The sequence below is a fragment of the Synechococcus sp. CS-197 genome, from assembly GCF_025128215.1.
Lineage (GTDB): Bacteria > Cyanobacteriota > Cyanobacteriia > PCC-6307 > Cyanobiaceae > Synechococcus_C.
In genome coordinates this window covers 31,604-50,274 of record NZ_JAHLZC010000006.1, presented here as the reverse complement: position 1 = coordinate 50,274, position 18,671 = coordinate 31,604, and the positions used below count along the sequence as shown (strand labels likewise).

Below are 18,671 nucleotides of genomic sequence, written 5' to 3'. Positions count from 1 at the left end.
GGATCGCTCCGTTCCTCCAGCTCCTATCACCCCCAGGCCCATGGCCAAGACCGTCAAGAAATCAGGCCCGAAGAAGGCCAAGCGCAACGTCCCCAACGGCGTTGCTCATATTCAGAGCACGTTCAACAACACGATCGTTTCCATTACCGACACCACCGGAGAAGTCATCTCCTGGTCATCGGCTGGTGCCAGCGGTTTCAAAGGTGCTCGCAAAGGCACACCCTTCGCAGCCCAGACAGCGGCCGAAGCTGCAGCCCGTCGCGCACTCGATCAGGGAATGCGTCAGATCGAAGTGTTGGTCCGTGGCCCTGGCTCAGGCCGGGAAACCGCCATTCGCGCGCTTCAGGTCGCTGGCCTGGAAATCACCCTGATCCGTGATGTCACGCCGTTGCCTCACAACGGCTGCCGCCGTCCCAAGCGTCGCCGCGTCTGATCCACGCGTTTCCGTTCAGGTCCCTCTCTCCCCCCGCCTCAGACCGTGTTGCAATACCAGATCGACCGTATCGAGCATCAGATCGCTGACGATCGCTCTCAAACCGGTGTGTTCCTCATCGGCCCGTTAGAGCGTGGTCAGGCCACGACCCTCGGCAACTCCCTGCGTCGTGTGCTGATGGGCAACCTCGAGGGCACAGCCGTCACCGCCGTGAGGATTGCTGGCGTCAATCATGAGTACGCCACCATCCCTGGTGTCCGCGAGGATGTGCTCGACATTCTCCTGAACTGCAAGCAGATCACGGTGAACAGCCGCACAAGCGAGCTGGAAATCGGTCGCTTGGTGGTCGCCGGACCTGCAACCGTGAAAGCACGCGATCTGCAGTTCTCCTCCCAAGTTCAGGTGGTGGACGGAGAGCGTGCGATCGCAACCGTTGGTGAGGGTTACAGCCTCGAGCTTGAGGTGCACGTGGAGCGGGGCATCGGCTACCGGCCGGTGGATCGCCACAACGAAGACACCAGCGCCATCGATCTTCTGCAGATCGATGCCGTGTTTATGCCCGTGCATCGGGTGAACTTCACCATCGATGAAACGGCCGTTGCCGAGGGTGGATCCGCGCGTGAGCGGCTGCGTATGGAGGTGGTGACCGACGGATCCATCACCCCAGACGATGCCATTGCCCAGGCTGCCAATCAGCTGATCGAGCTGTTCCAACCTTTGGCCACGGTCACCATGGTTGAAGAAGTCAGCGCCGAACCCGAGCCCACGGCTGAGGCTCAAATTCCTCTCGAGGAACTCAACCTCTCGGTGCGTGCTTACAACTGCCTGAAGCGAGCTCAAGTGAATTCGGTTTCCGATCTCATGGGCTTCAGCTACGAGGATCTGCTGGAGATCAAGAACTTCGGATCCAAGTCGGCTGACGAAGTGATCGAGGCCCTCGAACGCATCGGCATCCAGATCCCCCAAAGTCGCACCAGCGCCTGATCGTTTCTCACTCCATTCCCAGACCTCACCCGAACCATGCGTCACCAATGTCGAGTTCCTCAGCTGGGCCGCCCAGCTGACCAACGCAAGGCCATGTTGCGTGGTCTCACCACGCAACTGATCCGCGAAGGCCGGGTTACCACGACCAAGGCCCGTGCCAAGGCCCTGAGGGATGAAGCCGAGCGGATGATCACCTTGGCCAAAGAGGGCAGCCTGGCGTCTCGACGACGCGTCCTCGGCTACGTGTATGACAAACAGCTTGTGCACGCACTGTTTGAAAAAGCACCTGATCGTTACAGCGATCGCAAGGGTGGGTACACCCGAATCACCCGCACGGTCCGCCGCCGTGGTGACAATGCCGAGATGGCCATCATTGAGTTGGTCTGACCCCTTCGGATCACAGCACAATTCACGACCCCCGACCTGGACCTGAAGCCGATTCGCCGCAGCGGATTGCCATCAGCCTCCAGTACGCGGGGTCGTTTTTTTGTGGCTGGCAGCGGCAACGGCAGGGCACCAGTGTGCAAGGCGTGCTGGAACAGGCCATCGCTGACCTCGATCCCCACCGGCCGGTCCACGCCGTCGCGGCTGGTCGCACTGACGCCGGTGTGCATGCGGCCGGACAGGTTGTGCATTTCGACAGCAGTGGTCCGATTCCCGCCAGTCGCTGGGCGCCGGCCTTGAATGGGCGGCTGCCCGCCAGCATCCGAGTGCGTGAAGCCGTGGAACGGCCGCTCTCCTGGCATGCCTGCTACTCAGCCACCTACCGGCGCTATCGCTACACCCTTTACAACGGCCGACGCCCCAATCTCTTTCTCGCGCCCTGGACATGGCATCGCTATCAAGCCCGGCTTGATGAGCAGGCCATGGCTGCGGCCCTCGAGGGCATGCTGGGCAGTCATGACTTTGCAGCCTTCCAGCGCGCTGGCAGCCGAAGAGCGCACTCACGAACCACCATTCAGGATGTCTCCGTTCAACGGCGGGGCGATCTGATCGACCTGGAAGTTCAGGCCAGCGGCTTTCTCTATGGAATGGTGCGCCTGATGATGGGGCAATTGGTGGCCGTCGGAGAACATCGGCTCACACCAGACCAGTTTGAGCGCCGCTGGCGGGAACGCCGGCGCGACGAGGTGAAGGATGGGGCGCCTCCTCAGGGCCTCTGCCTGCTCAGGGCTGGCTACGAAGACAGCATCTTCAGTGAGGGTGGCTGGTACGATTGTCAACCGACTTTTTGTCTGGCTTCGGAAGATCCACCACCGGATCCTCCAAGCTGGTAATTCAGCACCGAAGCCGCACGGCCTCCACCCAATTCAGAGGATGGGGGTAACTGCGACAAGGTAGAGTCGATCTTTGAGCTCTGGTTGGAACGCCACGGCGTGACCAACGCTCCCTGCCCAGCTTCGTCGCTCGCGACGGGGCATATCAGAACCGGCATGCCGGCGCGATGAACAAGACCTCTGTCCCCTCCATCGATTCAATCGACCGCCAGTGGTACCTGGTGGACGCTGAGAATCAAACCCTCGGCCGACTGGCAACCGAGGTGGCTTCCGTGCTCCGCGGCAAGAACAAGGCCAGTTTCACCCCTCACCTCGACACCGGCGATTTCGTGGTCGTGGTGAATGCTGACAAGATTCGGGTGAGCGGCAACAAGCCCCAGCAAAAGCTTTACCGCCGTCACTCCGGTCGTCCCGGAGGCATGAAGGTGGAAACTTTCACGCACCTTCAGGAGCGCTTGCCTGAGCGAATCGTGGAGAAGGCCATCAAAGGCATGCTTCCCCACAACGCCCTCGGCCGGCAGATGTTCCGCAAATTGAAGGTGTACAAGGGTGCTGAGCATCCCCACGCCGCCCAGCAGCCCAAGCCCCTGCAGCTCGATCCCGCCGCTACTGCCCAATGAGCACCTCGAATTCAGTCGTTTACTGGGGTACCGGCCGCCGCAAAACCTCTGTGGCCCGTGTTCGCCTTGTGCCAGGAAACGGCACTATCACCATCAATGGTCGCCCCGGCGATAACTACCTCAATTACAACCCTGCCTATCTGGCGGCGGTTCGCGCTCCACTGCAAACCCTTGGACTCCTCACGGAGTACGACGTGTTGGTGAATGTGCGTGGAGGCGGGCTGACCGGTCAGGCCGACGCCATCAAGCAAGGAGCAGCCCGCGCCTTGTGTGAGCTTTCCGCCGACAATCGCAAACCCCTGAAGACCGAAGGCCATCTCAGCCGAGATCCTCGAGCCAAGGAACGTCGCAAGTACGGCCTCAAGAAAGCCCGTAAAGCTCCCCAGTTCTCCAAGCGCTGATTTCTGTCATGCCCAAACCCGAGATCCATCCCACCTGGTATCCCGATGCCAAGGTGATCTGCAACGGAGAGGTGGTGATGACCACTGGTTCCACGCAGCCCGAAATCCACGTTGATGTGTGGAGTGGCAACCACCCCTTCTTCACAGGCACCCAGAAGATCCTCGACACCGAGGGACGCGTGGATCGTTTCATGCGCAAATACGGAATGGGTGGAGCTGGCAAAGCTGGCGAAGACAAGAAGGCTGGTGACAAAGCAGACGCCTGATCACGGCCTGGCCATGAACACCCCCCCGAAGGCAGACAAAGCTCTGCTTTCGGGGGTTTTTGTTGATCCAGCGTCGTGCTTTGCAGACAGGCATCAACCCCGTGTCTGAGGGAATGGATCCATCAACCTTGATCAGTCGCCTTGAGGCGGCCCGCAGCAGTTTCCACAACCTGGAACGCCAATTGGCGGATCCAGACGTGGCCTCCGATCCCACGCGTCTGCAGTCAATCGCCCGGGAGCGCTCCAGGCTCGAACCCCTGGTGAACGATTACGCCAGCCTGCAAGCGGTGCAGTCCGAGCGGGAACAGGCCAGAGAGCTCCTGCGCGATAGCCGTGGTGACGAGGAGATGGCCCACCTTGCTCAACTGGAGCTGGACGAACTGGACATCCGCCATGAGGCGTTGATTGAGCGGCTCACCCTGGCCCTGCTGCCCAGAGATCCCCGTGATGAACGCAGTGTGATGCTGGAGATTCGTGCCGGAGCCGGTGGCGATGAAGCCTGTCTCTGGGCTGGTGATCTGGCACGCATGTATGAACGCTTCAGCAGCCGGCGCGGCTGGACGGTTCAACCAGTCAGTGCGAGTGAGGCCGATCTTGGAGGCTTCAAAGAGCTGATCCTCTCGGTCAAAGGAGAGTCAGTGTTCAGCGAACTGAAATTTGAAGCTGGTGTGCACCGGGTGCAACGGGTGCCCGCGACGGAATCGCAAGGACGCGTTCACACATCCACAGCCACCGTGGCCGTCATGCCCGAGGCCGACCCCGTCGAAGTGCAAATCGAACCCGCCGATTTAGAGATCAGCACAGCACGCTCCGGCGGAGCCGGAGGCCAGAACGTCAACAAAGTTGAAACCGCCGTCGATCTGATGCATCGCCCCAGCGGAATCCGGGTGTTCTGCACCCAGGAACGGTCTCAGCTTCAGAACCGGGAGCGGGCGATGGAGATTCTGCGGGCCAAACTCTACGAACGCCAGCTCGCAGAAGCCAACGCCCGGGAAAGCTCCGCCCGGCGTGCTCAGGTGGGCACAGGTGATCGAAGCGAAAAGATTCGCACTTACAACGCCAAAGACAACAGGGTCACAGATCACCGCCTCGGCCGCAATTTCAGCCTCGACCCCGTGCTCCAGGGGCAAATGGAGGATGTGATCGGCGCTTGTATCGCCGAGGAACAACGCAGCAAGCTGGAGGCACTCAGTCGTCAATCCGACGACTGACTTAGGCGCCGATCACATATTTGGCCCACTCAGTGTGCCGACCAGAATCGATCTGACGCACGGCATCAAAGCTGAGACTGCTGAGTGGTCGTCTTGGCACTCTCCGTAATGGCATGGCCGCCTCCTGGGGCGTGCGATTTCCCTTGCGCACATTGCAGCGCATGCAAGCTGTTGTGACGTTGTCCCAGCTGTCGCCACCGCCACGACTGCGCGGCATCACATGGTCGATCGAGAGATTTTCCTTGGCACCGCAGTACTGACAGGTGTGATTGTCTCTCTGGAACACATTGCGACGCGTCAAAGGGACCTGACGGAAGGGAACGCGCACGAATTGGCGCAACCGGATCACGGTCGGGACATGCAGGTCACGGCGCACAAGCCGTTCTGGGTCGTGTTCAAGGCTCTCGGCCTTTCCCTTCAGCATCATCACCAGAGCCCGACGCCAGGTGGTGATATTCAGGGGCTCGTATGACGCATTGAGAACGAGAACCTGGCTCATGCCAGCTCCCAGATTAAACGTCATGCTATCGGGGTCACAACCAACGCTTTGTGACCCTCACTACCTCGAGCCATGTCCGACCTGTTCGTCGACAACCCACAATCTGCAGGGCTCGAGCACCAGAACGGGAGCGACCCCCGTCAGCGGGCTTGGATGGAGGTCTCCGCTCAGGCTGTTGAAAGCAATGCCCGCGCGCTGAGACAACTTCTGGCCCCCGGCTGTGCCCTGATGGCCGTCGTCAAAGCCGACGGCTACGGACACGGTGCTGAGACCGTCGCCAGAGCCGCCATTTGTGGAGGCGCCACCAGCCTTGGCGTGGCCACTCTTCAAGAAGGAATTGAGCTGCGCCGCGCAGGGCTCGAACTTCCTGTGCTGGTCCTCGGCAATCTGATTCAGGTGGAGGATCTGCGGGCTTGCCTGCACTGGCAGCTGATGCCCACGCTGAGCAGCATGCGTGAAGCTCTGCTCTGCCAAAACCTGGCCAGTGGCAGTGGTCGACGCTTCGCCGTTCAGCTCAAGCTCGACACCGGCATGACTCGCCTCGGATGCGATTGGCAGGACGGCAGCCGTCTCACCCAGGCGATCCAGCAACTTGACCAGCTGATTCTCCGTGGCGTGTATAGCCACTTGGCCCTAGCCGATGGCGGACCCTCGGGGGATGCAGAGCGCATCACCCGCTTGCAACAGGAGCGCTTTGAGGCCGTCACGCGCGCCCATCGCAGCGACAACCTCCAATTCCATCTCGCCAATTCAGCAGGGACGCTTCGCGATCGTTCCCTTCACCACGACCAGGTGCGTGTGGGGCTAGCGCTCTACGGCCATGCACCCAGCGAGCACCTGAACCAGACCGTGCCGTTGGAACCGGCCATGGGGGTGAAGGCGCGCGTGAGCCTGATCCGCGATGTGCCTGCGGGAGTGGGCGTGAGTTACGGGCACCGTTTCGTCACCAGCCGTCCCAGCCGACTGGCCGTGGTGGGCATCGGCTACGCCGATGGTGTGAGCCGCTGTCTCTCAGGGCAGATTGCAGTGCTCCACGCCGGCCGACGCCTTCCGCAGGTGGGGGCAATCACCATGGACCAACTGATGGTGGACGCCACCGACCACCCAACCTTGGATGTGGGTGATGTGGTCACCCTGCTCGGTTCGGACGGTGACGCGGTGATTCATCCCCAGGACTGGGCCGAGCTGTCCGATTCGATCCCCTGGGAAGTGCTCTGCAGCTTCAAGCATCGGCTGCCCCGCCTGGTGGTCTGAGGGGTCGACCTCTTGATAGGGTGGGCGGGCCGCTGGAGAGGTGGCTGAGTGGTTGAAAGCGGCTCCCTGCTAAGGAGTTACAGGAGGCAACTTCTGTCGAGGGTTCGAATCCCTCCCTCTCCGTTGAATTGAATCGGATCAGTCGCTGGTCGCGAAACGCGCCAGATCGCTGGCCATTGCGGGCAGCAAAGACGCATCATTCGCCAACTCAGCACCTTCGGTGAACACCACCAACAGGTGTGGGGCTTCATCACCGAACGCCCACCAGGCGGCATCGTGGCGCGCTTGGCTCATCCAACCGGCCTTGCTCCAAAGGGTGCTGCCTGCAGGCAAACCGGCACCGAGAAATCCGTCCACCTGATTTTCCGGGTCTGCCGCCCTCACCTTCTGATCCAGAGAGCGGAGCAGGCGGGTGCGCAGTCGCTGACAAGCCGGTGGCGACAGCACACCATCCGTCATCACCGCTTCCAGCATGCGTGCTACCGCTGCCGTGCTCAAGGCGTTGCGATTGGCATTGGTCTCTCCATAAAACGCCTTCTCGCGGCCATAGGGCCCCTCTCCCCAGGTTTTCTGGCAACAGTTCACCCGCTCCAGCTCGGGCCATCCAAAATCCCTGAGCCACCGGTTCACAACCAGGCGCTGATGCTGCCACTGCTCCCAGGCTGGAGAACGCAAGGCGGGTCCGCTGGTGGTGCCGGTCAGTAAGTCCACAATCAATCCAGTGGCATCGTTGCTGGAGTCAGCCAGCATGTCGAGCAAAGCGCGACGCAATTCCTCACTGTCTGGAAGCACATCCCTTTCCAGCCAGTGTTCTGAGGCCACCGCATAAATCAGCTTCACCACGCTGGCGGGATACATGAGCTTCTGATCCGCCCAAGACGCTCCAGAGCCGCTCCCCGTCGCTGGCGATGCCTGGTCGTATCGCACCCAGGTCACAGCCATTCGCTCATGCAGCCCCGGTCGTCCATCGGCGGCGAGCCGATCGATCAGAGCAGCTAAATGCTCCTGCATCGTCGGCTCGGGGCGGTAGAACGCCATGGCACTGGCTTCAGTCAATGCCGACCCTAGGCACTCCGTTGACTCCAGATCTGATCACTCCCGGGAGCTGCTGGCAACTCCTCAAAGACCTCAACGGGTACGCCCGTAGCCGCGGGGAAGGTCTGGCAACCCAGGCAGCGGCGGGCCGCTGCTTCCGCGTGATCACCCCTGTGAACAAGCTCGGCACCACCCGCATCCGCGTGCAATTGCTCGAGGACGGCTACCCCTGCTGGCTGAACGTGGCCGATCTCGCCGGACAGGCGCGCACAACGACGCCTCCCCGGCCTCGACTGATGAGCAGTGACGCCATCGCGGCGCGGATTCCTGCAGTGCTCGCATGGCTCAAGGTTGCCGCCGCCCGCCCGAATGACTACCTCTGGGGCGGAACGCTGGGCCCTGATCTCGACTGTTCGGGGCTGGTGCAGTGTGCCTTCGCCAGTGCCGGCATCTGGCTTCCCAGAGACGCTTATCAACAGGAACGCTTCTGCGAACCCGTCGCTGTTCGGCCAGGGAATGACCAACTGCTGCGACCGGGTGATCTGATCTTTTTCGGGCGACCGCAACGTTGTACGCACGTGGCGATTCACCTCGAGCGCGGCCGCTACATGCACAGTTCAGGGCGGGAGCATGGACGCAATGGCATCGGCATCGACAGCCTCCATCCCAGCGACCGACACCCTGTGGCCAGCCATTACAGAGCCGAACTACGGGGGGCTGGTCGGATCATGCGATGTCATGACGGCACCACCCTGCCCTGATCAGCGGCAGGGGTTGCCAAACAGCAAAATGACAGTCCTTGACCCCAAGCGATGGACCCCCTTTCCCTGCTGGCCGGCACCCTGATCGCGCAATGGGATCCAGGAACGCCTGAGCGCAACCCTTTCAGCACGGATGGCTCCAGCGGCGAGTTTCTCCAGGGCAGCCAGCCCGTTGAGGAGCTCACGCTCGTGCGCACGATTTACAGGGGGGATTGCCCGGGGGAGAGCGTGACACCGATCAAGGGCATCCGCTTTCTGGCATCGACCCCGCCAGCGGCGAAGCAGCGAATCGTGATCCGCAATCGACGCACGGGTGGCTTCACCAATAGGGAATACGGTGAAGGACGCAGAAGCTCTGAAAGCTTTTCCATCAGTCTTGGCACGCGTCAACACGGCAGTTTCCTGTCCGTACGTCCGGGAGAGAACAGGTTTCGCTGGAAGGTGACAGGTGCCAGTTCAGAAGGGAGTCCTGCAGCAGGACAGGCCGTGCTGATGGTGAACACAGACGATCGTGAGCGCTACAGGGATTTCCGCTCGATCAATGAAGACGCCTACTGCCCTGGGGAGAAGTATTCCTATTCCCGAACTCCTCTCAGTCAATGCCGGGCCGGGTACTACAAGGTGACGCGCGAAGGGGTCTGTCCCAACGGCAAAACGGTTCAACTCGGGACACGAACGATCTACCGCCGTTATCGGTCCTGGTAATCCCAGGCCTAGGGCCACAGGCTACGGCGATCCAAGCGCCGATTAAGTTGCTGCGATATGCGCTTGATCCCCATGGCAGGGCTTGACCTCTCGGTCGTGGTGCCGCTCTACAACGAGGAGGAGAGCCTGCCGGAACTGGTTGAGCAGCTCCTCAGCGCACTGCGTCCGACCGGTGAACACTTTGAACTGGTGTTGGTCAACGATGGGTCGACCGATGCAACGGCTGCTGTTCTGGAACGGATCAGCGCGGACGTGCCGGAGCTGGTGGGCGTACTTCTGCGCAAGAACTACGGCCAGACGGCAGCGATGGCCGCGGGTTTCGACGTGGCGCAAGGCAAGGTGATCGTGAGCCTCGATGGCGATCTTCAGAACGATCCCGCTGATATTCCCCTCCTGCTTGCCAAGCAACGCGAGGGCTTCGACCTGGTGAGTGGCTGGCGTCACGACCGCCAGGATGCCGAACTGCAACGCAAGCTTCCGTCCCGCATTGCCAACCGGATCATCGGGCGCGTCACGGGTGTGCGCCTGCATGACTACGGCTGTTCACTCAAGGCCTACGACCGCGATGTGCTCGCCGACATGCGTCTGTACGGGGAGCTGCACAGGTTCCTGCCGGCACTGGCCTTCATCGAAGGGGCACGCATCACCGAAGTGAAGGTGAACCACCGGGCCCGCCAGTACGGCACAAGCAAATACGGCATTGACCGCACCTTCCGAGTGCTCATGGACCTGCTCACGGTGTGGTTCATGAAGCGGTTTCTGACGCGCCCGATGTATGTCTTCGGCTTTGGTGGTCTGATCGCCATTCTCCTCAGCCTGATTGCCAGCTCCTACCTGCTGGCGATCAAGCTGATGGGTGACGACATCGGCACACGACCCTTGCTGATCCTGGCGGTGGTGCTCGGGTTGGCCGGCATCCAGCTGTTCTGCTTCGGGCTACTGGCAGAACTGCTGATTCGCACGTATCACGAAAGCCAGGGGAGGCCGATTTACCGCATACGGGCCACATTGCGCGGAGGGCGGGCCTGCTGAGACGGGCTCGGACGGGTTGCACCACGCTGGCGCTCGAGACCGGCGGCGGCGGCTAAAACAACGCGCCGATCCGAATCGCGCAGGCCCCGGCGAAGCACAGACAAAACGGAGCGATGTCCCCAGAGCCCTGCACGTTCAACGGCGAGCAAACGCTCGTCCGGCCCGCCCTGATCCATGGCCCGGCACAGCTCCTTCGTCAGAGCGAGGCGCGCAGCTGTTCCCACTGGCCGTGAAAACACCGGAGCTGGAGCAGCCTCCGAAATTTCGGCCGTGGCGTCGAGGGAAGACTCAGGCAAGGCTGAGTCATCGCTTTGCACAAGGCCGAGCTGGGCCCTGTTGATCGCAGCCACTGAGCCCGCGTCGGTGCTGCGCAGCAACGTTTTGCTCGGACGACGTCCAAGCAGCCAGAGCACAGCCACCAGCACGAACGCTGCACTACCGGCGAGGAGCTGAGTCATGGAGCTTGAGCGACGGACGCCGTGTGGATTGAACTTTTATGTCGCCGATGCCATCGGCACGAGACCGAAAGAAAGGCGCTCACTACAGTACTGGCGGACCTTTTGGCCGCTGCCATGACCGGAGAATTTGTCGCTGCCTGGATGCCCTCAGTGTTCGTTCCCCTCGTGGGGATCATGGGCCCAGCTGTGGCCATGGCTCTGCTTTTCAACGTGATCGAAGCCACTGATTGATCGGCCGCGTGCCCTTCAGACCGCTTCAGCGCTCCGCACCTCAATCGCTTTCCATTCCATGACCGTGACCCCCGTGGCCGACCCCACCGTCGGCAACCTGGCCACTCCGGTGAACAGCAGTTATTTCACCAAGGCCTTCCTCAACGCACTTCCTGCCTACAGACCAGCCCTCTCTCCCAACCGTCGTGGCTTGGAAGTGGGCATGGCTCATGGCTTTTTCCTGTACGGCCCGTTCACGATCTGCGGCCCCCTGCGACTCACCGAATACTCCACCACCGCTGGATTGCTGGCCACCATTGGCCTGGTTTCCATCCTGACGGTGTGTCTCTCCATCTACGGAACCGCAGGCAATGGCCCCAACGTGCAGCCTGCTGACGCCACAATCGACAATCCTCCCGCCGACCTGTTCACCAAAGCTGGTTGGGCTGAGTTTGCCAGTGGCTTCTGGCTGGGAGGCTGTGGTGGCGCTGCATTCGCCTGGTTCCTCACCGGCACCGCGCTCGTCGCCCCTCTCGTGAATATCGCCGGCGGTGTTTGGAGTGTGAACTGATCCGGTTGCACCGGACCTTCTTTCAACACCATCAAGCCCCGAATGCTCCTGAATGGCGCATTCGGGGCTTTCTGCTGTCAGGATCTTGGCGCTCCTGAGCCACTGCGGCCTTGCGGTCCATTTCCCAGCCGTTTCTGCGGCGGCCTGTTTTCACCATCGTCTGCAGCCTGCTCGTGCTGCTGGCAGGGACCGTGGCCTTGGTAGGACTCGGACTGGAAGACCTTCCCCAACTGGCCCCAACACGCGTCAGCGTGAGCGCCACCTTCCCGGCTGCAAGCCCAGAGGTGGTGGAGCAAAGCGTCACAGCCGTTCTTGAGAAACAGCTCAATGGGCTGGAAGGACTGGAGAGCATGACGTCCAGCAGCCGTCAGGGCGGCGCCAGCCTCAGCCTCCGCTTCCAATCAGGGGATCCCGAACTGAACGCGATCAAGGTTCAGAACGAGGTGAATCTGGCCAGCCGCCGGCTTCCCCAGGCCGTGACGCGCCAGGGCCTGAACGTGAACCGATCCACCGATGACCTGCTGTTGATCCTGGGGTTCAGCGCTCCGCCAGGCCTTTACGAACCCATTTTCATCGGCGGCTGGCTGGATCAGAACCTACGGGAAGCGCTCAGGGCTGTGCCGGGCGTGGGAGACATTCGCGTGTTCGGGAGCAGCGAGCTGGCCTTCCGACTCTGGCTTGATCCCAACCGCCTAGAGCAGTTCAACCTCTCCACCAACGACGTCACCGCAGCGCTGGCCGAGCAGAACGTTCTCGCGGCAGTGGGAAGCCTGGGAGAAGCCCCAGCACCCGCCGGACAACTGTTCAGCCTTCCCATCGATGCAGAAGGACGTCTGCGCAATCGAGCTGACTTCGAAGCCATGGTAGTGAAGCGCACGGAGGCAGGTGGTCTCGTGCGCTTGAAGGATGTTGGACGAGTCCAACTCGGCCAGCGCAGTTACGGCAGCAGCACCCTGAACCTTGAGGGGAACAGCTCTGTCGCAGTAGGCATTTTCCAGCGAGACGGTGCCAACGCCCTCGAAGTGAGTGGCGCGGTGATGGAAGCGCTCAAGCGCCTGGAAAGCAGTTTTCCTCCCAGCCTGAGCATGCAGGTGATTGTGGATGTCGCTGAAACGGTGCAGGCCAACCTGGATCGCACCACAGGAACATTGCGCGATGCGGTGGTGCTCGTGCTGGTGGTGCTGGTGCTGTTCCTCGGGCGCTGGCGACTGGCGCTGATTCCTGGCATCGCCGTCCCTGTCGCCTTGATCGGCAGCCTCGTTGTGGTGCGGCTCAGCGGCTCGAATCTCAACAGTCTGATTCTGTTCGGATTGGTGCTCGCCACCGGAATCGTGGTCGACGACGCCATCGTGGTGAGCGAAGACATCGCCGGGCGAATCGAAGACGGCGCTGAACCTCAGGGTGCCGCTGAAGACGCCATGGCCGAGCTGGCTGGCGCGGTGGTGGCGACCTCACTCGTCTTGGCTGCCGTGTTCCTGCCGGTGCTGCTCATCCCAGGATCCATCGGACGCCTTTACCAACCGATTGCACTGGCCATCAGTGGAGCCATCCTGTTTTCCACCTTCAACGCCCTCACCTTCACCCCGATGGCCTGTGCCCGGGTTCTCAGTTCAGGAAGCGGGCGCTTACCCGGGCCTGTGAAACGCATCAGCCAGAGGCTGCGCCAGGGGATGCGGCGTCTGCAGAGCTGGTATGGCCAAGCCCTGGCGCTCTGGCTCCCTCGCGGTCGCATCGTTCTCGGTCTGATTTTGACGGGTCTGATGCTGACGGGGATCGGCCTGGCAACGATTCCCACCTCCTTCATCCCCGATGAAGATCAGGGACAAGTGCGGGGGTATTTCACCCTGCCGGAGGGAGCCAGCCTCGAGCGCACCGAGGCGGTGATGGAACGGATCCGTCAGGTGATCGCGGAGGAACCGTTGATCCGCAGCGGCAACTTCTATGCGGGCCGTTCGTTCGGCCAGAGTGGAGAAGACAGGGGCGCCTTTTACTTGCGTTTAGCCCCCCTGAAGGAGCGATCGGGGCGCGAGAACAGCAGCGAAGCCGTGAAGAAACGGCTGAACAAGGCTCTTCAGCGACAAATTACAGATGCAAGGGTGATTGTCACCACGCCTCCCACAGTGCGGGGATTCAGCAGTGAATCGGGCCTGCAAATGCAACTGTTGGACCGCAGTGGCGGCCAACTGAGTCTTCAGGAGTTCGAAACCCAGGCGCAGCGTTTCATTCGAGCCGCACAGGGCTCCGGCCGCTTTCAGCGGGTGAGCACCCGCTTTGATGCCAGTTCACCTCGATGGCGACTGGAGATCGACAGAACCCAGATGGCAGCCCTTGACCTGCCAGTGGGACCAACCCTTCGTGACATCGGCACGGCCATCGGTGGTCGCTACATCGATGACACCTTCGAAGGCGGGCAGATCCGCAGCATCTACGTTCAGCTTGAGGGATCCGATCGCAGCACTCCCGATGACCTAACAAGCCTGATGGTGCGCAATCGCAGCGGCGAACTGGTCTCAGTGGCCAATGTTGCGCGCCTGAAACGGGATTCGGGGGCCAACAGCATTACCCACTACAACCAAAACCGCTCAATCAGCATCATTGCTGTGCCGACCGATGCTGTGAGCAGCGGACAAGCCATCGATTTACTCCAAGCCCTGAGCGATCGCACCGGCGGATCCAATCTGGCCCTCACCTTCACCGGATTGGCCAAAGAAGAGACCCGGGCTGAATCCGTGAGCTGGGTGCTGTTTGCTCTCGGCCTCACGGTGGTTTACCTGCTGTTGGCCGGGCTCTATGAAAGTTTCCTCGACCCTCTGATCATCCTGCTCACCGTGCCCATGGCCCTGCTCGGGGCCTTGATCGGCTTGAAACTCCGAGGCCTCACTCTGGACGTTTATGCCCAAATGGGCCTTCTCGTTTTGGTGAGCCTGGCCGCCAAGAACGGGATCCTGATCGTGGAATTCGCCAATCAGCGCCTCGAGCAAGGCATCCCTCTCTTCGATGCCATCGAGGAAGCCGCCATCAACCGAATGCGACCGATCCTGCTCACCGCGGTCACTTCGCTGGCGGGTTTCCTGCCCCTGCTTCTGGCCAGCGGCAGCGGATCAGCCAGCCGGATCAGCATCGGTACGGTCGTCTTCAGTGGATTGTTGGTGTCCACACTGCTGTCCTTGTTTGTGATTCCAGCGATCTATCTCCAGCTCAAACGCTGGCGCGGCGTGGGGCCAGCGATGCCGGAGCTGGATGGTTAACAGGGTTCAAACCGTTCATTCAGGACGGGACCACCCATGGGCGGAATGGCACAGGTCCCCCCGGCGGTCACAACAGCCACCTCCATCACCGCCGCTGGTGCAGGACTGATGGGCAGCGGGGAGTTTGAAACCGAGACAGCGTCGGACGAAGACAAAGTCTCCGAAGCCTGAACACGCTCCTCAGCATCGAACTGCGCCAGGTCGATGCGCTGACCGGGCAGGATCTGCATCGTGAGGTTGTAACCGGTCGCTGCCGCGGAAAGAAGCAACACAAGTTCGAGACGGGGAGGCAACGTCGGCATGGTGAGCCAGGTGTACGGCGGAGATGACCTAGTTCAGCGTCCAAGAGCCGCGGAAAGGTGACTGAGCCTCAGCGAAAACATGACGCGGTGCATACCGAAGCCCAAAGCGTCGATTCGTAAGGTGGGTCTCTTTTTAAGACTGAGGTGATGGGCGCATGGTGAGCAGTGCAACCACACAAAGCCTGTCCTCGGAGCAGGCCCAATACTTCTCCTACGGGGAAGCGGCCAATCCGATTCGCAGCGGCCTGACCGAGCTCGTGCCATATCGGAGCTTTTCGCCCAGCTTCTTTGAGGAACCTGGCAGCGCAGTGCTGCCTCTGGATCTGAGTGCGGAACTGGGCTGCGCAGGGCCAGCTACAGGCCCCTCACTCTGCGCCAACTTCGTGCGTCTGGATCAGGAGGAGTTGCGTACAGCAGCAGTGGCCACCAGCCAGCTGTTCTTCGTGGCCGAGGGTCATGGCGAAACGGCTGCCTGCGGTCAACGCTTCGCCTGGAGCAAGGGCGACATGCTCGTTCTACCGGCCGGCGGCGACGCTATTCACACCAGTGCAGACAAGGCGGCCATCTACTGGGTGCACGACGCGCCGCTGTTGAGGCATTTGGGAGTCGCACCAAGCCAAGCCCGTTTTGAACCCACCTTCTACAGCCATCGCGACAGTCAGCGGAAACTCTCTGAGATCGCGAGCAGCGCCGTGGGTTCGAAGGCCAACCGAGTGAGTGTGCTCCTGGGCAACAGCGCCTTTCCCCAGTCACGCACCGTGAGCCACACCCTCTGGGCCATGCTCGGCATTCTTCCGGCCCACCAGGAGCAGATGCCCCACCGCCATCAATCCATCGCCTTGGACTTCGCTGTGGCCTGCGAACCAGGCTGTTACACCCTGATTGGCACGCAGCTCAATGATCAGGGGCGGATCATCAACCCACACCGGGAAGACTGGGCCCCGGGTGCAGCTTTCGTCACCCCGCCTGGCTACTGGCATTCCCATCGCAACGAATCCGGCGCGGACGCGTACGTTCTGCCGATTCAAGATGCTGGCCTGCACACCTACTTGCGCACGCTCGACATCCGCTTCAGCGGCTAGTTGCCATAAAAAAATCCCGTCCGGACAACCGGACGGGACAGAGGAGGAACGACTGCTGACGTCAGATGCAGGTTCGTTGAATCAAGCGATCAACCGAACTTGCCAGAGGTCGAAGCGATCAGGAATGCGGCGTACGTGAGGATGTACCCGATCGTGAAGTGGGCGAGTCCCACAACACGGGCCTGAACGATGGACAGAGCCACAGGCTTGTCGCGCCAGCCGACGAGGTTGGCCAGAGGGGTGCGCTGGTGAGCCCAGACGATGGTCTCGATCAGCTCTTGCCAGTAACCACGCCAGGAGATCAGGAACATGAAACCGGTGGCCCACACCAGGTGACCGAACAGGAACATCCAGGCCCAGACGGCGAGGTTGTTGCTGCCGAACGGGTTGTAACCGTTGATCAGCTGGGAGGAATTAAGCCACAGATAGTCGCGGAACCAGCCCATGAGATAGGTGCTGGATTCGTTGAACTGAGCCACGTTGCCCTGCCAGATGGCGAGGTGCTTCCAATGCCAGTAGAAGGTGACCCAACCCACGGTGTTCAAAGCCCAGAAGACGGCCAGATAGAAGGCGTCCCAAGCGGAGATGTCGCAGGTGCCGCCACGGCCGGGGCCGTCGCAGGGGAAGGAGTAGCCGAAGTCCTTCTTGTCGGGCATCAGCTTGGAACCACGGGCATCCAGCGCACCCTTCACAAGGATCAGGGTGGTGGTGTGCAGTCCCAGAGCGATGGCGTGGTGAACAAGGAAGTCACCAGGGCCGATGGGCAGGAACAGGTCGTTGCTGCCGCGTACACCGTTGATGGCATCCATCCAACCGCCCATGTAGGCAGCGTTGGCATTGGCGGCCACACCACCGGTATTGGCGAGCAGAACGTCGAAGCCGTAGATCGCCTTACCCGACGCAGCCTGAACGAACTGAGCGAAGACGGGCTCAACCAGGATCTGCTTCTCGGGGGTCCCGAAAGCCACGACCACGTCGTTGTGAACGTAGAGGCCGAGGGTATGGAAACCGAGGAAGAGGGAGACCCAGCTCAGGTGACTGATGATCGCTTCCTTGTGCTCGAGCATCCGAGCCAGGACATTGTCCTTGTTGGCTTCGGGGTCGTAGTCACGGATGAAGAAGATCGCACCGTGAGCGAAGGCACCGCACATCAGGAAGATGGCGATGTACTGGTGGTGGGTGTAGAGCGCAGCCTGGGTTGTGTAGTCCTTCGCGATGAAGGCGTAGGACGGCATCGCATACATGTGCTGAGCCACCAGGGAGGTGACAACGCCCAGGGATGCGAGGGCCAGACCGAGCTGGAAGTGCAGGCTGTTGTTGATGGTGTCGTAAAGACCCTTGTGGCCTGCGCCCAGGTCTCCAGGTGTGCCCTGAGGGGGGTTATGGGCTTCGAGGATCTCGCGGATGGAATGTCCGATCCCGAAATTCGTCCGGTACATGTGGCCGGCGATCACGAAGATCACGCCGATGGCCAGATGGTGATGGGCGATGTCGGTGAGCCAGAGAGCCTCAGTTTGAGGGTGGAAGCCACCCAGGAACGTCAGGATCGCGGTGCCGGATCCCTCTGCAGATCCGAACACCTGGCCCATGGTGTCGGGATTCTGGGCATACACACCCCAGTTGCCGGTGAAGAAGGGTCCCAGACCGGCGGGGTGGGGCATCACGTTGAGGAAGTTATCCCAACCAACGTGTTGACCACGGGACTCAGGAATCGCCACGTGAACCAGGTGACCGGTCCAGGCGATGGAGCTGAAGCCGAAGAGAACAGCCAGGTGGTGGTTCAGGCGGGATTCCGCGTTTTTGAACCAAGCCAGTGAAGGGCGGAACTTGGGCTGGAGGTGAAGCCAACCGGCGAACAGAGCCCAAGCCGAAAGGATCATCATGAAGATGGAACCCTGATACAGCTCGGCATTGGTGGTCATGCCGATTGTGTAGAACCAGTGATACAGGCCCGAGTAGGCGATGTTCACCGGTGAGGAGGCACCCGCTTGGGTGAAGGCGTCAATGGCGCCTTGACCGAAGTGGGGATCCCAAATTGCGTGAGCGATGGGGCGCACGTGCAGAGGGTCGGCGACCCACTGCTCGAAGTTGCCCTGCCAGGCGATGTGGAACAGGTTGCCCGAAACCCACAGGCCGATGATCGCGAGGTGTCCGAAATGGGTGGAGAAGAGCTTTTGGTAAAGCTTCTCCTCCGTCATTCCGTCATGGCTCTCGAAGTCGTGAGCCGTGGCGATCCCGTACCAGATGCGGCGGGTTGTCGGGTCCTGTGCCAGACCCTGGCTGAACGAAGGAAATTTCGTTGCCATTAGAGGGAAAGGTCAG

21 protein-coding genes and 1 tRNA gene are annotated in these 18,671 nt (G+C 61.2%); 17 read left to right on the top strand and 5 right to left on the bottom strand.

The features are described from left to right. The first annotated feature begins 40 nt into the window (after nt 1–40). From rpsK to prfA, 8 genes are all read left to right on the top strand, one after another. Complete coding sequence (rpsK, locus tag KQ296_RS01055; protein ID WP_006042227.1) at nt 41–433, top strand: 30S ribosomal protein S11; 393 nt, start codon at nt 41–43, stop codon at nt 431–433. Between the two features lie 45 nt (nt 434–478). Further along, a complete protein-coding gene (locus tag KQ296_RS01050) occupies nt 479–1,417 on the top strand; it encodes a DNA-directed RNA polymerase subunit alpha (protein ID WP_011932332.1) in 939 nt (312 codons plus the stop codon). 36 nt (nt 1,418–1,453) lie between these two features. Continuing rightward, nucleotides 1,454–1,804 carry a 50S ribosomal protein L17 gene (gene rplQ, locus KQ296_RS01045; RefSeq protein WP_006042229.1) on the top strand — a complete coding sequence of 117 codons (351 nt, stop codon included), beginning with the start codon at nt 1,454–1,456 and terminating at the stop codon, nt 1,802–1,804. Nucleotides 1,805–1,824: 20 nt separating this feature from the next. After that, a complete protein-coding gene (gene truA, locus KQ296_RS01040; protein ID WP_041428343.1) occupies nt 1,825–2,694 on the top strand; it encodes a tRNA pseudouridine(38-40) synthase TruA in 870 nt (289 codons plus the stop codon). A gap of 167 nt (nt 2,695–2,861) precedes the next feature. Then, complete coding sequence (rplM, locus tag KQ296_RS01035; RefSeq protein ID WP_011932330.1) at nt 2,862–3,314, top strand: 50S ribosomal protein L13; 453 nt, start codon at nt 2,862–2,864, stop codon at nt 3,312–3,314. Continuing rightward, nucleotides 3,311–3,715, top strand: a complete 405-nt coding sequence (gene rpsI / locus KQ296_RS01030) for a 30S ribosomal protein S9 (protein ID WP_011932329.1) — start codon at nt 3,311–3,313, stop codon at nt 3,713–3,715. Before rplM ends, rpsI begins: the two co-directional genes overlap by 4 nt. Nucleotides 3,716–3,723: 8 nt before the next feature. Beyond that, nucleotides 3,724–3,981 carry a 50S ribosomal protein L31 gene (gene rpmE, locus KQ296_RS01025; RefSeq protein WP_011932328.1) on the top strand — a complete coding sequence of 86 codons (258 nt, stop codon included), beginning with the start codon at nt 3,724–3,726 and terminating at the stop codon, nt 3,979–3,981. Nucleotides 3,982–4,094: 113 nt separating this feature from the next. After that, entirely contained in the window at nt 4,095–5,192 is a 1,098-nt protein-coding gene (gene prfA / locus KQ296_RS01020; protein WP_011932327.1) for a peptide chain release factor 1, read from the top strand. Between the two features lies 1 nt (nt 5,193). Here prfA and KQ296_RS01015 read toward each other — a convergent pair whose 3' ends face one another. After that, entirely contained in the window at nt 5,194–5,691 is a 498-nt protein-coding gene (locus KQ296_RS01015; RefSeq protein ID WP_011932326.1) for an HNH endonuclease, read from the bottom strand. 72 nt (nt 5,692–5,763) lie between these two features. Here KQ296_RS01015 and alr point away from each other — a divergent pair, with 72 nt between their 5' ends. After that, a complete protein-coding gene (gene alr / locus KQ296_RS01010; protein WP_011932325.1) occupies nt 5,764–6,945 on the top strand; it encodes an alanine racemase in 1,182 nt (393 codons plus the stop codon). A gap of 34 nt (nt 6,946–6,979) precedes the next feature. Continuing rightward, nucleotides 6,980–7,068 (top strand) — tRNA-Ser (locus KQ296_RS01005). Nucleotides 7,069–7,083: 15 nt separating this feature from the next. On the opposite strand, the gene KQ296_RS01000 is transcribed toward KQ296_RS01005, so the two are convergent. Then, the gene (locus tag KQ296_RS01000; RefSeq protein ID WP_011932324.1) at nt 7,084–7,983 is read right to left on the bottom strand and encodes a serine hydrolase; all 900 of its coding nucleotides are present in this window, start codon (nt 7,981–7,983) and stop codon (nt 7,084–7,086) included. Between the two features lie 17 nt (nt 7,984–8,000). Between KQ296_RS01000 and KQ296_RS00995 the strand changes: the two genes are divergently transcribed. From KQ296_RS00995 to KQ296_RS00985, 3 genes are all read left to right on the top strand, one after another. Continuing rightward, nucleotides 8,001–8,741: a C40 family peptidase gene (locus KQ296_RS00995; RefSeq protein ID WP_011932323.1), complete on the top strand. Its 741-nt coding sequence runs from the start codon at nt 8,001–8,003 to the stop codon at nt 8,739–8,741. Between the two features lie 51 nt (nt 8,742–8,792). Continuing rightward, entirely contained in the window at nt 8,793–9,446 is a 654-nt protein-coding gene (locus tag KQ296_RS00990; protein WP_011932322.1) for a hypothetical protein, read from the top strand. Between the two features lie 72 nt (nt 9,447–9,518). Continuing rightward, nucleotides 9,519–10,478 carry a glycosyltransferase family 2 protein gene (locus tag KQ296_RS00985; RefSeq protein ID WP_011932321.1) on the top strand — a complete coding sequence of 320 codons (960 nt, stop codon included), beginning with the start codon at nt 9,519–9,521 and terminating at the stop codon, nt 10,476–10,478. Here the strand turns inward: KQ296_RS00985 and KQ296_RS00980 are convergent. Next, entirely contained in the window at nt 10,436–10,936 is a 501-nt protein-coding gene (locus KQ296_RS00980) for a hypothetical protein (protein ID WP_011932320.1), read from the bottom strand. The genes KQ296_RS00985 and KQ296_RS00980 overlap by 43 nt on opposite strands. Before the next feature lie 114 nt (nt 10,937–11,050). Here KQ296_RS00980 and KQ296_RS00975 point away from each other — a divergent pair, with 114 nt between their 5' ends. From KQ296_RS00975 to KQ296_RS00965, 3 genes are all read left to right on the top strand, one after another. Continuing rightward, the gene (locus KQ296_RS00975) at nt 11,051–11,167 is read left to right on the top strand and encodes a photosystem I reaction center subunit VIII (RefSeq protein ID WP_006854791.1); all 117 of its coding nucleotides are present in this window, start codon (nt 11,051–11,053) and stop codon (nt 11,165–11,167) included. Between the two features lie 58 nt (nt 11,168–11,225). Then, nucleotides 11,226–11,717, top strand: a complete 492-nt coding sequence (locus tag KQ296_RS00970) for a photosystem I reaction center subunit XI (protein ID WP_186472597.1) — start codon at nt 11,226–11,228, stop codon at nt 11,715–11,717. Between the two features lie 110 nt (nt 11,718–11,827). Continuing rightward, nucleotides 11,828–14,965, top strand: a complete 3,138-nt coding sequence (locus tag KQ296_RS00965) for an efflux RND transporter permease subunit (protein WP_011932318.1) — start codon at nt 11,828–11,830, stop codon at nt 14,963–14,965. Here the strand turns inward: KQ296_RS00965 and KQ296_RS00960 are convergent. Continuing rightward, nucleotides 14,962–15,267, bottom strand: coding sequence for a hypothetical protein (locus tag KQ296_RS00960; RefSeq protein ID WP_011932317.1), 306 nt, complete (start codon nt 15,265–15,267; stop codon nt 14,962–14,964). The genes KQ296_RS00965 and KQ296_RS00960 overlap by 4 nt on opposite strands. A 155-nt stretch (nt 15,268–15,422) precedes the next feature. Here KQ296_RS00960 and KQ296_RS00955 point away from each other — a divergent pair, with 155 nt between their 5' ends. Further along, nucleotides 15,423–16,349: a cupin gene (locus tag KQ296_RS00955; RefSeq protein ID WP_259726295.1), complete on the top strand. Its 927-nt coding sequence runs from the start codon at nt 15,423–15,425 to the stop codon at nt 16,347–16,349. Nucleotides 16,350–16,438: 89 nt separating this feature from the next. On the opposite strand, the gene psaB is transcribed toward KQ296_RS00955, so the two are convergent. Further along, entirely contained in the window at nt 16,439–18,655 is a 2,217-nt protein-coding gene (psaB, locus tag KQ296_RS00950; protein WP_011932315.1) for a photosystem I core protein PsaB, read from the bottom strand. Nucleotides 18,656–18,671: the final 16 nt, after the last annotated feature.

Coding starts and splice junctions, on each gene's coding strand:
- KQ296_RS00975 (WP_006854791.1), top strand. CDS start 11,051: ATGACCGGAGAATTTGTCGCTGCCTGGATGCCCTCAGTGTTCGTTCCC.
- rpsI (WP_011932329.1), top strand. CDS start 3,311: ATGAGCACCTCGAATTCAGTCGTTTACTGGGGTACCGGCCGCCGCAAA.
- psaB (WP_011932315.1), bottom strand. CDS start 18,655: ATGGCAACGAAATTTCCTTCGTTCAGCCAGGGTCTGGCACAGGACCCG.
- KQ296_RS01015 (WP_011932326.1), bottom strand. CDS start 5,691: ATGAGCCAGGTTCTCGTTCTCAATGCGTCATACGAGCCCCTGAATATC.
- KQ296_RS00980 (WP_011932320.1), bottom strand. CDS start 10,936: ATGACTCAGCTCCTCGCCGGTAGTGCAGCGTTCGTGCTGGTGGCTGTG.
- KQ296_RS00985 (WP_011932321.1), top strand. CDS start 9,519: ATGGCAGGGCTTGACCTCTCGGTCGTGGTGCCGCTCTACAACGAGGAG.
- KQ296_RS00955 (WP_259726295.1), top strand. CDS start 15,423: ATGGTGAGCAGTGCAACCACACAAAGCCTGTCCTCGGAGCAGGCCCAA.
- KQ296_RS01000 (WP_011932324.1), bottom strand. CDS start 7,983: ATGGCGTTCTACCGCCCCGAGCCGACGATGCAGGAGCATTTAGCTGCT.
- KQ296_RS00970 (WP_186472597.1), top strand. CDS start 11,226: ATGACCGTGACCCCCGTGGCCGACCCCACCGTCGGCAACCTGGCCACT.
- rpsK (WP_006042227.1), top strand. CDS start 41: ATGGCCAAGACCGTCAAGAAATCAGGCCCGAAGAAGGCCAAGCGCAAC.
- rplM (WP_011932330.1), top strand. CDS start 2,862: ATGAACAAGACCTCTGTCCCCTCCATCGATTCAATCGACCGCCAGTGG.
- KQ296_RS00995 (WP_011932323.1), top strand. CDS start 8,001: ATGCCGACCCTAGGCACTCCGTTGACTCCAGATCTGATCACTCCCGGG.
- rplQ (WP_006042229.1), top strand. CDS start 1,454: ATGCGTCACCAATGTCGAGTTCCTCAGCTGGGCCGCCCAGCTGACCAA.
- KQ296_RS00960 (WP_011932317.1), bottom strand. CDS start 15,267: ATGCCGACGTTGCCTCCCCGTCTCGAACTTGTGTTGCTTCTTTCCGCG.
- rpmE (WP_011932328.1), top strand. CDS start 3,724: ATGCCCAAACCCGAGATCCATCCCACCTGGTATCCCGATGCCAAGGTG.
- alr (WP_011932325.1), top strand. CDS start 5,764: ATGTCCGACCTGTTCGTCGACAACCCACAATCTGCAGGGCTCGAGCAC.
- prfA (WP_011932327.1), top strand. CDS start 4,095: ATGGATCCATCAACCTTGATCAGTCGCCTTGAGGCGGCCCGCAGCAGT.
- KQ296_RS00990 (WP_011932322.1), top strand. CDS start 8,793: ATGGACCCCCTTTCCCTGCTGGCCGGCACCCTGATCGCGCAATGGGAT.